The organism is Ditibartonella apihabitans (assembly GCF_002007485.1).
In the GTDB taxonomy this organism is placed as follows: Bacteria; Pseudomonadota; Alphaproteobacteria; order Rhizobiales; family Rhizobiaceae; genus Bartonella; species Bartonella apihabitans.
This window is the reverse complement of the sequence record NZ_CP015820.1, coordinates 2,012,564-2,028,160: the sequence shown is the minus strand read 5'-3', so window position 1 is coordinate 2,028,160 and position 15,597 is coordinate 2,012,564. Positions and strand designations below refer to the sequence as shown.

General features: G+C 45.4%; 12 protein-coding genes and 1 tRNA gene. 4 read left to right on the top strand and 9 right to left on the bottom strand.

Annotated elements, in window-relative coordinates; all coding sequences use genetic code 11:
- Nucleotides 1-216: 216 nt before the first annotated feature.
- Together BBC0178_RS09145 and BBC0178_RS09140 are read left to right on the top strand one after the other, a co-directional pair.
- The gene (locus BBC0178_RS09145; protein ID WP_078039933.1) at nucleotides 217-1,986 is read left to right on the top strand and encodes a GmrSD restriction endonuclease domain-containing protein; all 1,770 of its coding nucleotides are present in this window, start codon (nucleotides 217-219) and stop codon (nucleotides 1,984-1,986) included.
- Between the two features lie 182 nt (nucleotides 1,987-2,168).
- Entirely contained in the window at nucleotides 2,169-2,483 is a 315-nt protein-coding gene (locus BBC0178_RS09140; protein WP_225868308.1) for a tyrosine-type recombinase/integrase, read from the top strand.
- A gap of 100 nt (nucleotides 2,484-2,583) precedes the next feature.
- Here the strand turns inward: BBC0178_RS09140 and BBC0178_RS09135 are convergent.
- Nucleotides 2,584-2,668 (bottom strand) — tRNA-Leu (locus tag BBC0178_RS09135).
- A 753-nt stretch (nucleotides 2,669-3,421) separates the two neighbouring features.
- Here BBC0178_RS09135 and BBC0178_RS11735 point away from each other — a divergent pair.
- On the top strand, nucleotides 3,422-3,601 hold the full coding sequence (locus BBC0178_RS11735; protein WP_149867474.1) for a hypothetical protein: 180 nt from the start codon (nucleotides 3,422-3,424) through the stop codon (nucleotides 3,599-3,601).
- A gap of 259 nt (nucleotides 3,602-3,860) precedes the next feature.
- Here BBC0178_RS11735 and BBC0178_RS09125 read toward each other — a convergent pair whose 3' ends face one another.
- Nucleotides 3,861-4,478, bottom strand: a complete 618-nt coding sequence (locus BBC0178_RS09125) for a 2,3-bisphosphoglycerate-dependent phosphoglycerate mutase (protein ID WP_075869068.1) — start codon at nucleotides 4,476-4,478, stop codon at nucleotides 3,861-3,863.
- 34 nt (nucleotides 4,479-4,512) lie between these two features.
- The gene (dapB, locus tag BBC0178_RS09120; protein WP_078039931.1) at nucleotides 4,513-5,319 is read right to left on the bottom strand and encodes a 4-hydroxy-tetrahydrodipicolinate reductase; all 807 of its coding nucleotides are present in this window, start codon (nucleotides 5,317-5,319) and stop codon (nucleotides 4,513-4,515) included.
- Between the two features lie 697 nt (nucleotides 5,320-6,016).
- Here dapB and BBC0178_RS09115 point away from each other — a divergent pair.
- The gene (locus BBC0178_RS09115) at nucleotides 6,017-6,649 is read left to right on the top strand and encodes a hypothetical protein (protein WP_078039930.1); all 633 of its coding nucleotides are present in this window, start codon (nucleotides 6,017-6,019) and stop codon (nucleotides 6,647-6,649) included.
- 100 nt (nucleotides 6,650-6,749) lie between these two features.
- Here BBC0178_RS09115 and BBC0178_RS11890 read toward each other — a convergent pair whose 3' ends face one another.
- The 6 genes from BBC0178_RS11890 to mepA all read right to left on the bottom strand — a co-directional run bounded on the left by BBC0178_RS11890 (nucleotide 6,750) and on the right by mepA (nucleotide 15,539).
- Nucleotides 6,750-6,905 carry a hypothetical protein gene (locus tag BBC0178_RS11890; protein WP_188317723.1) on the bottom strand — a complete coding sequence of 52 codons (156 nt, stop codon included), beginning with the start codon at nucleotides 6,903-6,905 and terminating at the stop codon, nucleotides 6,750-6,752.
- Between the two features lie 408 nt (nucleotides 6,906-7,313).
- Nucleotides 7,314-7,457: a hypothetical protein gene (locus BBC0178_RS11885; protein WP_188317722.1), complete on the bottom strand. Its 144-nt coding sequence runs from the start codon at nucleotides 7,455-7,457 to the stop codon at nucleotides 7,314-7,316.
- A 103-nt stretch (nucleotides 7,458-7,560) separates the two neighbouring features.
- On the bottom strand, nucleotides 7,561-11,724 hold the full coding sequence (locus BBC0178_RS12225) for an autotransporter outer membrane beta-barrel domain-containing protein (RefSeq protein WP_188317721.1): 4,164 nt from the start codon (nucleotides 11,722-11,724) through the stop codon (nucleotides 7,561-7,563).
- 636 nt (nucleotides 11,725-12,360) lie between these two features.
- Entirely contained in the window at nucleotides 12,361-12,666 is a 306-nt protein-coding gene (locus BBC0178_RS09105; RefSeq protein ID WP_149867473.1) for a hypothetical protein, read from the bottom strand.
- An 871-nt stretch (nucleotides 12,667-13,537) separates the two neighbouring features.
- Nucleotides 13,538-14,557 (bottom strand): glucokinase, encoded by a 1,020-nt coding sequence (locus BBC0178_RS09095; protein ID WP_078039927.1) that lies wholly within the window; start codon nucleotides 14,555-14,557, stop codon nucleotides 13,538-13,540.
- A gap of 73 nt (nucleotides 14,558-14,630) precedes the next feature.
- Nucleotides 14,631-15,539, bottom strand: coding sequence for a penicillin-insensitive murein endopeptidase (gene mepA / locus BBC0178_RS09090; RefSeq protein WP_078039926.1), 909 nt, complete (start codon nucleotides 15,537-15,539; stop codon nucleotides 14,631-14,633).
- Nucleotides 15,540-15,597 lie beyond the last annotated feature (58 nt).

Here is a 15,597-nt window from a genome sequence, read left to right as displayed (position 1 = left end):
CAGTCCGGTGCTTTTATAGTTTCGGGATTTATGGATTATAAGTTCAAAGATAATACGGAATTTAAAACAAAATTCAAAATCCCGAAGAAGAAGAAAAAAGCTATAATTGAGGAACTCAAAAAATTTAATATTACGGAAAAGTCGTTATTTCCTGATATTGAGCATATAGCTAGCTACCTGAAACATAAATATCAAAAGAAAAAGTAAGGATAGAACATGTCCGCCAAAACCGCTTTTACAAATGTGAGTTACGATCTTGCGGGATTGTTAAATGACTTGAAAATGGGAAGCATAGCTCTTCCTGATATTCAACGCCCTTTTGTCTGGTCAAATACCAAGGTGCGGGATCTTCTCGATTCCATGTATCGCGGTTTTCCTGTTGGCTACTTTCTATTTTGGGCAAATGCTCATGATGATCGCGCTCGTCAAATTGGCACTGAAAATAAGCAATATAAAAATCCGGCGCGGCTTATTATTGATGGACAGCAGCGTTTAACCTCACTTTATGCGGTGTTCAATAATCAAAAAGTTCTCGACAAGAATTATCAGGAGCGGCAGATTGAAATCGCCTTTCGACCACGTGATGCACGTTTTGATGTTTGTGATGCAGCCGTAACTCGCGACCCGGAATATATTCCGAATATTTCGGTGCTCTGGGAACCGGAGAAAACTGCTTTTACAGTTATCAATCAATTTCTTTCGAATTTGAAGGAGAGGGTCGAATTAAGTCCTAAAGATGAGCAACGTATCGCACAGAATATAGAGCGGCTGTTTAACTTGAAATCTTACCCGTTTACCGCTTTGGAAATAGAAGCAAATGTCGATGAAGAGCAGGTTTCCGATATTTTTGTGCGGATCAATAGCAAAGGTGTAAAGCTCAATCAGTCTGATTTTATTCTCACACTTCTTTCGGTTTTCTGGCCCGAGGGCAGGAAGGAACTGGAAACATTCTGCCGCCAGTCACGTGAGGTACCGAGGAGTGATGCGTCTCCGTTCAATCAACTCATCATGCCTGATCCAGGCCAGCTCTTACGTGTTTCTATCGCCCATGGTTTTGGTCGGGGACGTTTGCAAAGTGTATATCAAATATTGCGGGGAAAAGATCCGGAAACAGGCCTTTTTGATCCAGAACGTCGCGACAGGCAATTCGATACATTGAAAGAGGCGCAGGCGCAGGTACTCAAGCTGAGAAATTGGCATCAGTTTTTAAATGCAATCATCGGGGCAGGGTTTCGTAGCAGGGAGTTAATTTCATCAAAAATTACACTGCTTTATGCCTATATATTCTATTTAATGGGGCGGGAGCGGTATAAAATCGAAGAACACGATTTACAGCCTTTGATAAGCCGATGGTTTTTTGCAACATCTTTGACAGGACACTATACAAGTTCGTCAGAAACAACACTTGATGGCGATCTGGCGAGATTCAGAAATATCCGGAATGCGTCGATGTTCATGTCGGAATTGAATAACATGATCGCATCAATGCTGACCAATGATTTCTGGGAGATAACACTTCCTGATCGTTTGGATAATTCATCGGCAAATAATCCTGGTCTCTTTGCCTTTATTGCTGTTCAAAACATTCTTGGTGCCGGAGTTTTGTTCTCGACAAAAACCGTTCGAGATTTGCTTGATCCGGAATTGAGACCGAATAAAAAAGCTCTTGATCGTCACCACCTGTTTCCAAAAAAATATCTGGAACGTCTAGGCATAGAAGATACGCAAATGACCAATCAGATCGCGAATTATGCATTGCTAGAATGGCCGGATAATATTGATATTAACGATGCAAAGCCTTCTGAGTATGTTCCATTGGTGTTGAAAACCCGAAATATTAATCAAGAGCAATGGCAAAAAATGTGCTACGAGCAAGCACTACCAGAAAATTGGCAAGAAATGTCTTATGAATCTTTTTTACCTGTAAGACGTAAACTCATGGCGGCTATGATCCGAAAAGGATATGAAAGTCTGAGTAGGAATTGAGAAAAAGGGTGGGGGAAGTTCGAGAGAAGGCGCAAAAGAACCTATCTCGCTTCATGTGCTTTGTGTGCCAGTTTGAGAAAGAACGACGCTGGCGGCTTAGGATGGCGCAACATGTTCATGTCGGTGCGGCTACTATATGAACAGAAAAAAGCGGATTTAAAACGGTTGTCATTCCACTGTTTTTGCCCGTCTTAGCGTGGAAGTTAAAAAAATCACCAACAAGCGATATTGCCTTAATCTGTGGCAGTGACGGGCAGCCTTTAACAAAAGAAACGTTTGGTAACTATTTCCGCGTTGCCTGCAATAAGGCAGGTGTTCATAAATCTGCTCATGGCGTTAGAAAGATCAGTGCAACACGTGCTGCTAATGCGGGTGCAACTGTGGCACAACTTAAAGCACTGTTCGGGTGGACTGATGACGTAATGCCGTCACTTTATACCAAGAGTGCAGACCGCGTCCGACTTGCCAAGGAGGCGATCACAAAACTACAAAAATAGAACAAACTATCAACTTCTATGCCCTCTCTTTTAAAATTCTTGCCCTCTCTCTAAAAATAATTCAATAAAATCAGTAAGTTATAATTTAAAAAAATGGGAATGGTGCCCAGAAGAGGACTCGAACCTCCACGCCTTGCAGCACAGATACCTGAAACCTGCGCGTCTACCAATTCCGCCATCTGGGCATTGCGTTTCATCTAAGCTGGCAATCTTTAACTGTCAACCCGAATTTTGTTTAGCCCACAAGCCAACATGACATTTATCTCGGCGACAATTTCGCCGTTCAAGAAATTATAGATTTCTTCAGCAGCAAAATGGAAATCAAAACGACAATGGTCGGGTTTGATAAAAGCTGGTTGTTTTGCTTTTTTTTAGATCAAACAATGGAAAGAGGCACAGGTGTCACCTTATCCGGCAGGGGGGCACGACAAAAAAATCGAACTCTATAGGACTGGCCGGCAGCGGGATGATTGGCATGAGGTCGGTCGTTGTCAAAAAGTATGAGACGGCCAAAAAGTTTAAGCGGGTCATTGTGAACGGGATGGGAGCTAATAACAAAAGTCAGGTGAAACGGCGTGCACTCAAATAAACTAGATGGAACGAAACAGAGAAGTAAATGGAATGAAATTGAGCGCACGCAAAAGGGAAAATAAAAATGAAGGTGGGGTATAAACTAATGGATGAAATGGCAGGAATTAATCAAATTGTCTCGACTTTTCGTCGATTGATAAACATTCTTTCAGAATTGAAATAACGTAGTTTTTTTAACCGCAATTTGGGACAGTATAATATCGGGTATCGAGATGTCGAGCAGAGTTATGTCATGCAGAGCAACTTCACGAAGACTAATGTCGGGTGGGATAATGTCGTTAGGCAAATATCGGGTAGTTTGATCTCAGGCGGTGTAATGAGAAGCAATGTGACGTTACGTCAGAGTAATGTCGAGCAGTGCAAAATCAAGTAGCGCGACGTCAGGCATTGCGATGTTGAGCAATATGATGTCGGGCAATGTCGTTCAGAACAACGTCACGAAGAGTAAGTCGGCCAATGGAACGTCTCGGAGAACAATGTCAGGCGGTGTAACGCCGAGCGGTGCAATGTCACGCAAAGTAATGTAAAGCGGTGTGGTGTCGGGGGGTATGAAGTTTCGAGCAGGGTAATGTCGTGTAGTGTGGTGTCGGGGAGTGCGGTCTTGGTCTTTTTAACTCCGTACCGTCTTTAATATTATGCGTTGCTTTTTCACGTGCCTCAGCTTCAGGATTTTTGGCTTCAGCTTTATATAAAATTTCCACGATGCAGACTGATAGAAAGCAGTGATCATAAAAAATGCCGGAGCAGACTTGTTCCGGCATGGCTTAAGTTTAAATTGAAGTTTATCTATTCAAGCACTTTTTTGGAAGCAATTGTTGAATCGGCATTGAGTTCGTAAATCATCGGAACACCTGTTGCGAGCTCGCGTTTGACGATTTCTTCGCCGCTCAAGCCTTCCAGTGCCATGATGAGTGCGCGCAATGAATTGCCGTGGGCGGCAACGAGTACCGTCTCTCCACGCAATACATGCGGTTGGATGTTATGGAGGTAATAGGGCCAAACGCGTGCACCTGTATCGCGCAAGCTTTCGCCACCCGGAGGTGGGACATCGTAAGAACGGCGCCAGATGTGAACCTGCTCTTCGCCCCATTTCTTGCGGGCGTCATCTTTGTTGAGGCCGGAAAGGTCGCCATAATCGCGCTCGTTCAAAGCCTGATTTTTGATTGTTTCAAGTTTTGGCTGACCCATTTCGTCGAGAATGTGCTGGCAGGTATGTTGTGCACGTTGCAGAGCGGATGTGAAGGCAATGTCGAACTTCAATCCTGCTGCCTTTAATTTTTTCCCGGCGGAGATTGCTTCTTCCAATCCTTTTTCAGAAAGATCGGGATCTTTCCATCCGGTAAAGAGATTTTTCAGGTTCCACTCGCTTTGTCCGTGTCGAACCAAAACCAATATTCGCGACATTCTTTCCTCCTTGATAGGGGTTTACTCAAGTCAATTAATCATTAAGGCCTAAAACATCGGCCATGGAATAAAGTCCATGCTTTTGTTTTTGCGCCCAAAGCGCAGCCTTCACCGCGCCATCGGCAAAAATCGAGCGATCCTGTGCAAGGTGCGAAAGAACAATGCGCTCGTTATCACCGGCAAAAATTACCGAATGGTCACCGACTACAGTGCCGCCGCGCAAAGACGAAAAGCCGATTGTACCGGCTTTTCTTTCGCCTGTATGCCCGTCACGGCCGCGCACGCTCACATCTGCCAAATTCTGGTTGCGGGCCTCTGCGGCTGCTTTACCTAAAAGCAGCGCTGTGCCGGAAGGGGCATCAACCTTTTTGCGGTGGTGCATTTCGGCAATTTCAATATCGTAATCTTCCATATCCAAGGCTTTTGCCGCTTTTTTGACGAGCTCTGCGAGCAGGTTTACGCCAAGGCTCATATTGCCTGATTTGACAATTGTTGCATGAGCGGCAGCCGCTTTGATTTTCTTTTCATCTTCTTCGGAAAAACCGGTTGTGCCGATCACATGGACAATGCGTGCCTGCGCGGCATAGCCTGCATAAAGCACACTTGCCACCGGACTGGTAAAATCAAGAACACCTTCGACCTTGGCAAAAACCGGCAAAGGATCATCGGTAATGGTGACGCCAAGATTTGCCTGACCGATAAGAAGGCCGGCATCCTTTCCGATAAACGGAGAACCCGATTTGACAATGGCGCCTTGAAGTTCGACACCGTCAATCCGGCCGATTGCCGAAAGCAGCTCTCTTCCCATTCTACCATCAGCACCAACTACAGCCAAACGCATCGTTTTCTCCTGTCTATCATCATCGGAAAATCATTTTCTTCCGTTTTATCTGATCGGCAGGAAAATGAGAAGAGCTTTAACCGGTGAATAAAGTGGCATCCCGCTTTTTAAAAAATTGGCTGCCGAATTTTGAACGCCGTTTTGTGTCACGTCGATTTTCGTCATGCCGATTTGTCTTGGCTACAATTCCGGTTTTCTTTTTTTACTTTCTTCTTTTGAGGTGGTGAATTTGGCAATTTGAAAAAATTTTATGGAATGTTTTCTTGAGTAAAACGGACGGTCGAGCCGGATGTTTTATTCAAAAAAAGCCGCGCTTTTGTTTTTCTCTCAGGAGTAAGAGCGTTCGGTTTGATCAAGAATAATATTTCCTGACCAGTGAACAATAAAAATAAACTTATGATTTAAGATTCTAAAGCGTTCAATCACATTAGTAAATTGAAATGAATTGAATATTATTTATGTTGATCATATCTAAGCAGGATAAACGTCATTTTTAGATTTATCTAATGAATGATCGGGGAATATATTGATATTAAAATTGGAAATTTTTTAAAAATTTGAATTTATATGTGAAATATACTATATTCAAAATGGCATTAATGAATAATGTCAATCGGGTCCATAAAGGCAGACATGATGGCTGTCATTTCCCCTTCATTTATGCATCAGGTGGGGCGGTGCATAAGAGGTGAGTCAAATGATAAACACATCCTATTCCGCTTATGGCATTAATCAATTTTCCACTCAGAATACGACGACAACGTCCAAGCCCAAGGGGAGTGATACAGCAAACTCGGTTGCGGCCGAAAAGTTGAAACCTGCCCGTATCAACGTGACAGATGATGCTGAAAGTTTCAAAGGACTATCACGCAGTCAACTTGCTGAAATCATGGCCAATAAAGATGGACTTTACACGGAAGACCAGCAGGACACAGCAGAGTTCTTCATTTATGAGATGGGCATGGATGAATATACGAGGGTCTATCAGGCAACTGGTAGTCATAGAGCCGGTTTCGAGGCGTTGATAAAGTTTGAAGATCAAGCAGATCCTCTAGAAAAACAGACGTTTCAATGGGCAAAAAGGCGCGCGAATGCGGTTGTCATTTACGAGAACTATGCTCGAAGCGATGGTGTTATTGCCAAGGATTATGACATCGGAAACAGTCTCTATAAAAAGTTGAAAGCTTTCTATATTCGCATGTCTAACGAAAGTTCTATTGCTTTTCTCGCTGGTCGCGAAATGCCCGACCTTTATGGTGATCCGGAATATAAAAAGATAAAATCGGATTTTTATGAAGAGAACAGAGCCGGTTTCAAATTTACTGTTTGAGACGGTTTTATGTCTTCATCAGCAGAACTTGTAGTTGTTTTGATCGTCTCACGCTCCGGTTGAGTGTTTTTCGATTTGGCTGTCGGGTAGGGACGGGATGTTAGCAAGCAATCGAAAGGTCAGGATAAGTATAAAAAAGCGGTGGTTCATTGGCGTGATCTCCTTCGTCTTTTAACCGGATAATTCCGCCTTGACGTTCAAACGAAACGACCCTGTCCGGATAATTTACCGAAACAATCCTGCTTTTCCATTTCATTGATGCGCCCCCGTTCGGATAATTTTCAGGAACAATTTGGCGCTCCGATTTTAGAGATGAAATCCTATAGAAGCGTCATTGGTAAAACTTCTGCTTTGATTAGCTCAAAGTTTTCGCATTTCGTGGTTTTCTATCTTTTAAGTGCTTGCCGTCTTTTGCACGGATTTTAATTCAGAAATAAAAGGCCTTGCGGAGTGTTTTTCCGTAAGGCCGTAATTCGTTACCGGTCAAAATCAACGAGAATTCGGTTTAATGCCTGGAAAACTTTAAAAGATTTCAGTTTAGTATTTTCAAAGTTTATAAGGCTCGATTGATCTGTCTCAACAAAGCGATTGGGGTAAAGCGCATTTTTTCTGTTTAGCTAAGCCTTACCTTGTAGAATGCAAAGCTTTACAGAAGCATGTTTTATCAGAACGCGTATTTGGGTTTGGCACCGCCGCCGCCGTGACGGGCACCGGCAGAACTCTGACCGGCGCAAGTAATGGACAAAGCCTTGCTTGATGCAATCTCTCCGGCAAGGACAGACCGCCTTTTTGGGACTTGCTTTGCCAAAGCCTGAAACTTTGTCCTGATAAAGTTGAAATTATGCTCTGACAAAGCATGAAACTAATGCTCTGCCAGGGCTTGAGATTTTGCTTTGCCAAAGCGTGTTTTATCAGAACTCGTATTTGAGTTTGACACCGCCGCCACCACCTTGGCGGGCACCGACATAACCCTGACCATCCACATTGATCGTCAAAGCCTTGTTGTCTCTCAACGGGTTCAACTTGAAGCCGGCTTCAAAAATACCGGTCGAGCCTTCCAATGACGGTTTGTGCAAATTGAATTCATAAGCTTTTGCCCCGACATCGCCATCAAACTCGTAATCATAGGTTGCGCCGACATAAGGCTTGAACCAGTCATTATATTGATAGGAATACCGTGCACCAAGCTCGATGCGCGAACTCGTCGCACTGTCAAAATGCAATTGTTCAGGCTCGATTTTAACCGTGTCGCTTTCCATATGTGTCCATAAATAGCGGCCATAGACATCAAGGGCACGTTGATCATCAAAATTGAAGACATAGCCGCCCGTGACATGGCCACCGAAATAATTGACCGTGCTGTCATAAGAACCGTGATAGTCGACCACCTGTTCTTCAAGGCCGAATTTGCGACCGGCAGTAAACTTCCCGTCCGACTGGCCGAAACGCAAGGATGCATCGGCATAAAGCCCGTCCGTTTCGTCGGGTTTCAGGTCTTTGACCAACCCGAGGCCGGTACCGGCAAATTCAATACGGGCGAGAATGCCACCGCCCTTGTAATCGCTATCACCATCACCATGAACCGAGGCGAAACGGTCGAAACTGTTATAAGTGTCATAGGTGCCGCGACCATATTCGAAAAATGCGCCGGTTGTGACTTTATGACCAGCTTCAAGGTTAAAGCCGAAAGCAAGACCGGCAATCATATTGAAACCGTCAATCTCGACATGGCTTCCGGTCTGATAACGCGAGGAAGAACCGCCGGTGATGATAAAGGGAACATAGAGCGGATGATTGAAGCGGCGATCTGTTCTTGTTGCCATGCTGCTGATTGTGCCCATGCTGTTGGCAATAATATCGGAGCCTTGCGAAACAAAGGCGAGGCTTGCTGCACGACCTTCCGAATAGGTTTTTGACTGCGGGTTCAATTGAGCCGCCGATTGACCCGGATTGTTGTGATCGCCACCTCCGGTATTATCACCGGAGTGATCGTGATTGGGAGTTTTGTCGGTTTTCTTGTTGATTTGCAGAATGAAAGCGGTATTGTCTCCGGCCTTATTTTGTTTAAGCGTTGTATCGTAAAAGATAAATTGTCCTTGTTTGAGTGTATAGGAAGCAGGTGACCAACTGCCGGCAGATTTATCAATCATGGTCACCATATCGCCAGCCATAAATCGCGGACCATTCGGGTCAAGACCGGCAATAGTGTGTTTGGTATTGGTTAGATCAACCGGTGTACCGCCTTCGGCAATTTTTATCACCGTATCGCCATTTTTTACATCCGTCGGCAAAGTCCAGTTATAATTTTCAAAATTATAGATACCGGAAACGGTTCCGCGGTAACCGTTGAGATTGAGAGTGTTGCCGGAAAAAACATCGGCTGTAAGGCTGTCTTGACCATCACCATTAAGGCTGCGACCACCCCAGATCGAGCCGTATTTTATGACATTTCCGCTCTCATCGCGTTCGCCAATGACGATCTGGTCACCGTTAAGAGTTACACTATTGTGGTTGGCATTACCGCCGAACCCGACCTCGCTGTTGACGAGCTTATTTTTGTCGTCAAAGTGAGTGCCAGCTTTTCCACCTTGTGAAAGACCGCCATAAATATCTTTATTGATTGTGGATTTTCCCGAAATCTCAATTCTATTGCTACTGACATCGCCGGCATCACCACCCTTGCCGCCGTTTTTGTCAATGCTCTGGCTAATGTCGCCAAAGCCGCCGTCGCCGCCAATGCTGACGCCGCCATAAACCCCGGATTTATTTTCGCCATTAGTGGTTGTTTTCGTGCCATAAAGTGTCACGTCGGTCAAACTGATACGGTTATTGGTGACATTGCCACCTTTGCCGCCATTACCATTGGTTTGTGTTGCGTCATATCCTATTCCGCCAGCGCCACCGACACTTGCACCACCATAGATACTTCCGCCATCCGAACCGCGAATGCCGGACCCTTCATTGCTATTGTTTTCGCCGTCGATATTTCCGGCAGCGCCGCCAGCACCACCATGAAGTTCTACCCGTTCAAGGATAATGATATTGCCACTCACAGTACCGGCATTGCCACCAACGCCGTTTATCAATCCCCCTTGCGAACCATAGCCACCGGCGCCACCAAGGCTGATCCCGCCAAAAACGCTGCCGCCGCCAGTGCCGCCGGCACCGCTTCCCCCCATACTGACGCTCTTGTCTCCTTCTTCGTCCAAGATTGTAATCGTATGGGAAATTGACCCACCGGTACCGCCCGCATTGCCATTCAATGTGGAATCGACAATCTTTATCCGGTTATTGGTGACATCACCGCTATCGCCACCATTGCCATTATATTTTTTTGAATTCGAACCGTTGCCACCGCCGCCGCCGGTGCTTAAACCGCCGATAACGCTGCCGCCGCCTATGCCGCCAATTCCTCCGCCTTGACCGCCATTGCCGCCAATACCGCCATTCAGTGTTGTGTGATCGAGAGAAATAATATTGTTGCTGACAACTCCGCTCGCGCCGCCATTACCGCCTCTACTCTCGCTATTTTCTGTGTTTAATGCTGCATCACCGGCACCACCGGCACCCCCCATGGAAAGACCGCCAAAGACCGTAGCGCCGCCAGCGCCGCCGGCACCACCACCACTTGTTGTGCTCGAGCCGCCAGCACCGCCAGCACCTCCGTCAATCGTGACATCAACCAATGTAATGCTATTGGATTTTACATAATCGGCGATACCTCCATTACCGCTCGACGTATCAGCGGCATAGCCAGAGCCACCGGCACCACCGATGGTCATGCCGCCAAAAATCAGGCCACCGCCCATGCCACCAACGCCACCGCCACTATTGGGGGCGCCGTCACCGCCTTTACCGGCATTTCCGCCTTTGATTGTTACATGGGTCAGGATGAGTTCGTTGTCATGGATGGCGCCACTATGACCGCCATCAGAATTCGAGGCGCCGCTACCTCCGGCAAAACCACCTCCGCCGGCAATTGCCAGGCCACCTCCGATTATACCGCCGCCAAAGCCAGCCGTTCCGCCACTCCCGTTAACGCTTAAGGCCGAGCCGCCATTACCGCCATCGGCTCCGGTCAAAGTTACGTCCGTTAAAATAACGTGGTTATCGGAGATGACACCCGTTGATCCACCCTGACTATTATGTCGGGTTCCGTTATAGCTGGTGCCGCCGGCACCGCCGATAGAAACACCGCCCAAAACACTTGCGCCGCCAAAGCCGGCGGCACTTCCACCGGATTTCGAACCACCATTGCCGCCTTTGCCACCATAAAGGTCGGTTTTTTTCAAAGTAACATAATTGCCGCTTATGTCGCCTCCGTTGCCACCATTTGAACCATCGGCGGTTGAACGTGTTGACCAGGCTCCGGCACCGCCGATACTGATAGCGCCAAAAACCGAACCACCCCCCATGCCGCCAACCGTGCTTCCACGATGGTTGTTATCGGGTGAACTATTTCCCTCACCTGCATCGGCTCCATGAATGGCGACATTATCAAGGGTAACATGAACGCCCTTGATGTAACCGCCATTTCCTCCCAAGGCCACATTCGTACCATCATAGGCGGTACTCCCCGGGGCGCCTGCACTGAGGCCACCAAAAACCGAGCCGCCTCCCATGCCACCCAGTCGACCGGCTTGGTCGGCATTTGTTGCTTTGTTTGCGGCTCCGCTCCAGTCATATTCAACATCTTTGACCGATACGGTCGCTCCTGTGTTAGAGGCTCCGTCAATGCCATTATTGCCTGTGACATCATATTGCACAGAAGCAAAGCCGTAGACATTATAGGGAGCAATAGTGTTTTCCCAAAGCGTTCTTTGCCCCGCGACTGCCCCTTTAACGGTCATTGTATTGGTTTCATCACTCGTGCGCGGAAGAAGGCTCATGCGGGAAGCATTTATATCTGTCGGATCTGCGGTTAAAACACTGTGATCAGTGCCGTCATAGGTAAGCTCGTCAGCTTTCAGCTCCTGCATTGTCATGGCTGAAAGAGCCACAGTTGAAAGAACAATGCTTGAGGCAGCATTTAACAAGACCTTCGAGAGGCGGCTCAGATTAGAAGAAAGGTGCATAAAATTTCCTCGCTCTTTCATGGCCAAGGCCAGCGTCGCAAAAAACAAGAAGCGCTCTTTATCGGCAGGTAGCTGATTAATCGATGGCGGATGAATCAGCTATAGTCTATCTCGCTATGTTGAAAATTAAAAGGAGAAAAACACAAATTTATGTAATAAATAATAAATAGAAAATAACACAAAATAATTTTAATTCATAAAAATAAAACAAAATGTATTTTAATTTAATTTTTTATAAAACAAAATAACTTAATAAAATTAATATATATATTTTTATATTCAAATATTAAAAAATAGTATTTTAACGATAATAAATTAGCCGGCATAATAACGATATTTTAACAATAATTCTCAAAGTGAATAAAAGTGTAAATCGTTTTCATATAATATATTTTCAGGAAGAAAAAACAGTGAATTCTAGTCGAAAAACTCTGGTTTTAGCGGCGCTAAAAAGGGAATAATGGAATTTCATCCTTCGTTTTTCTTTAACCTTCTGGAAGAAATGTCTGGCACTATGGCGGAATAGTTTAAAAGTCGGTCGGGATTGCAACACTATGCTTTTTGACAAAGTTTGAAAAAATGTCACAAAACAGGTTGGTCATTTTGTGTCATAAAGGATTTTCCACTCCGCTCCAGTCATATTGCACGATCTTTGATCGTAACAACGCTATCTTTGGTGGAGGCTCCGTCAATGCCGTTGTTTTCCCGGCCAAGTCCGACTTCAGTCTGTATCGAAGCAAAACCATAGACATTATAAGGCGCAACAGAGCTTTCCCAAAGTGTTCTTTGCCCCGAGACCGGCCCTTGAATGGAAACAGTGTTGGTTATATCGGAACTGTGAGGAAGAAGGCTTGAATGCGGGGAGTGAAACTCTGTGGGGTCGGCCTTTAAAATGCTGAGGTCTGTCCTGTCATAGACAATCTCTTCTGCTTGAAGAGCCACTATCATAAGCCCTGAAAGTGCAATGGTTGCAAGTCCAATTCAGGCAAGTACAATTCGGGAAGCAGTAATGAAAAAATACCGGAAAATTTGGTATGATTAGAAGAATGGTGCATTGTAGTTTATGACTTTCAGATAGTTAAAGCCGATATTCTTGAAATAATAAAAAGTCTTTTTATAAGAATTAGATGATCGGGTGCCGATCCATGAATCGCGCAAAAAATATATTATCGTATTAAAAAATAAAAAATATGAGTTAGTTTCACATACAAAGGTTAGAATAAAAGTTATACGGAACGGATTTTTGCTTCTATAAAATAAAATATTTAATTAAAAATTATATATAAAAAATTAATACATAAAATAAATTTTAATATATAATAATAATTTATTTAAAATTGTAGTTTTCAATACAATTCGAATAATTTATTCAAAATAAAGGAGATAATTATCATGGAAAGCGATAGAGAATAATAAGACGGCAAAATAAAACCGGAAAGTTTGGCAAGAAAGTAGCGAAATAGGTGTTTTTTTATCCGGTATTATTCCACACTTATTTTTTTGTGTGGTTATGCCAAATGCCAACAATTCCGTTTCGTTTCGCAAGGCTCCGATCATTTCCGGAACGGAGCTTGACCTGTGTTCAAGATTGGCGAATTTATGAGTTAAAGATCGGCAAATTTACGTTTATAAGATCGGCAATCGAGAGAGGCTAAAGAAGAGTGCGCCAAACACTTGGCTCCTTCTTGGCGGTCTTTCTCAGTATTGTGCTCCCATCCGACAGAATGATGAAATAATGCCCGTCTGAAAAAGACTTGAACTGGCACAATCGGCCGCCGCAAAACCTTGATTTGAAAAAATGCCGGAGGAAAAGTTACTTGGGACTGTGCACCCAGAAACGGCCTTTCATATCAAGCATGAAACGCTCGGGTTGATGAACATAGGATTCCATACCGACGAGTGCGGCCCGGGGATGGGTGATGATAAAGGTAGGGATTTTTTCAAGCAGTTTTTCATGTGGTTGTTTATGGATGAAATTTTGGCGGAATTCATCCTCGTCAATGAGAGGTAAAAGTTCCGGCAGAATGCCGCCACCGATATAAACACCGCCTTCGGCCTTGAAAACGAGGGCAAAATCACCCGCCAAACGCGCCAGATAATTGATAAAAAATTGTACCGTGTCATAAGCTTGTTGTTCATGGGCAGTTAAAGCTTCGGAGGTGATGACTTCGGGGACTTCGATGGTGGGTGTTGCACCGCGCATATCGCAAAAGGCACGATAGATATTTAAAAGTCCGCGCCCGCTCAACAATTCCTCGGCACTCACACGCCCGACAATCTTTTTCAAAAACGGGTAGAGCGCAAAGTCTTCTTCGCTTTGCGGGGCAAAGTCGATATGCCCGCCTTCACCTTCAATCGGGATATAGTGCCCGTTCAGATAGGTAAGACCGGCAATGCCGAGCCCCGAACCGGCGCCGATGATAACTTTCGTATCATCTGTGGCGGTGTTTATCGGGCCGATTGGCTCAAGATATTTTTGCGGCAATACAATCGTGGAAAGTGCCTGCGCCTCGAAATCGTTGATAATGAAAACTTCATTGAAGCCGAATTCTTCCATGAGGTGGCGAGGATTGATGACCCAGTTGCAATTGGTAAGCTTGATAACCTCTCCCGTTACCGGACCGGCAATGGCGAGAAAGAGCGATTTTAAGGGCGCTTTTATCAATGGCAGAATGGTCTGGTGAATGGCTTCTTCAATAGTTGGAAAATCATTCACTTTGCGGGTGGAAATTGCCATTTGTTCGCCGGCCTGATTGAGGATGAGCGAAAACCGCATATTGGTGCCACCAATATCGCCGATAAGAACAGGAAATTCCAGATTTTGATTTTGCATGAACCATTCCCCGGTTTGGTGGTTGGGTATTTCATTGCAATTATATCATTGATGAAAAATTGCAAAATATAGTTTATTTAGCCGATTTTTCCGGTGCGTCCAAAACCGCCGTGCATTCCTTCGGCAATTCCGAAACCATCATGATATGCGGCTTCGGCGGTGTGGTGGTTACGGGTTTCTTCGGCTTTTTATCGGCCCATGGCTCGTCGGTAAACCACCAGGCAAGCGATTTGTCGCAACCGTCACCACCTGTTACTTTTGGTTGCGGCTTACAATTTTCAGAACCCGACTGGCATTTTAGCCGGACATGGAAGTGCCAGAAATGCCCCCAATAGGGGCGCACTTTCTGAAGCCATGAACGGTCGCCGGTCACTGTATCGCATAATTGTTTTTTTATACCCGGATGCACAAAAATGCGCTCGACTTCCGGATTTTCAGCCGCGTCACGAATAAGCGCTGTGCGTTCGGGTGTCCATTTTTTCGGGTCGGCATAAAGCGAATCTTTTTTAAGCATAGACACGCCTTGCATATTTTCTCTTTCTTCCCGACTTAAACGGTGGTCGGGCATGGGGGTGAGCCAGATATCCGCGTCAAGCCCGATCTGGTGGGATGCGTGCCCGTTCAGCATCGGCCCGCCGCGCGGTTGCGAAATGTCGCCAATGAGGAGGCCCGACCAGCCATCTTTGGCAGCCTGCCGCGACAATTGCTCGATAAAGCGTATGGTGGCCGGATGCCCCCAATTGCGGTTACGCGAAAGCCGCATGACTTGCCAATTGGGCCCGTCAATCGGCAGCGCTACCGCGCCATTAAGACAGCCTTTTGAATAAAACCCGATGGATTGTGCTTGACCGGTCGACGGCAATTTGACGGCGCCAAAAGCCTGTTTTGCCGGTTCGTCACTATGGGCAGCCGCGATTGGCAAAAAAACTGCTGCCAATGTTGTTGCCAAAATCCGGTTGAATGACTTGAACTTTGAAGACATCCCTAACGCCTTTCGAACGCGTAAACTTTTTTCAAAAGCACAATAATTTAAAAACTTG

Bases quoted from the DNA above. Each gene is read 5' to 3' on its own strand.
- BBC0178_RS09145 (WP_078039933.1), top strand. From the start codon at position 217: ATGTCCGCCAAAACCGCTTTTACAAATGTGAGTTACGATCTTGCGGGA.
- BBC0178_RS11735 (WP_149867474.1), top strand. From the start codon at position 3,422: ATGTCGAGCAGTGCAAAATCAAGTAGCGCGACGTCAGGCATTGCGATG.
- BBC0178_RS09125 (WP_075869068.1), bottom strand. From the start codon at position 4,478: ATGTCGCGAATATTGGTTTTGGTTCGACACGGACAAAGCGAGTGGAAC.
- dapB (WP_078039931.1), bottom strand. From the start codon at position 5,319: ATGCGTTTGGCTGTAGTTGGTGCTGATGGTAGAATGGGAAGAGAGCTG.
- BBC0178_RS09115 (WP_078039930.1), top strand. From the start codon at position 6,017: ATGATAAACACATCCTATTCCGCTTATGGCATTAATCAATTTTCCACT.
- BBC0178_RS11890 (WP_188317723.1), bottom strand. From the start codon at position 6,905: ATGAAATGGAAAAGCAGGATTGTTTCGGTAAATTATCCGGACAGGGTC.
- BBC0178_RS12225 (WP_188317721.1), bottom strand. From the start codon at position 11,724: ATGCACCTTTCTTCTAATCTGAGCCGCCTCTCGAAGGTCTTGTTAAAT.
- BBC0178_RS09095 (WP_078039927.1), bottom strand. From the start codon at position 14,557: ATGCAAAATCAAAATCTGGAATTTCCTGTTCTTATCGGCGATATTGGT.
- mepA (WP_078039926.1), bottom strand. From the start codon at position 15,539: ATGTCTTCAAAGTTCAAGTCATTCAACCGGATTTTGGCAACAACATTG.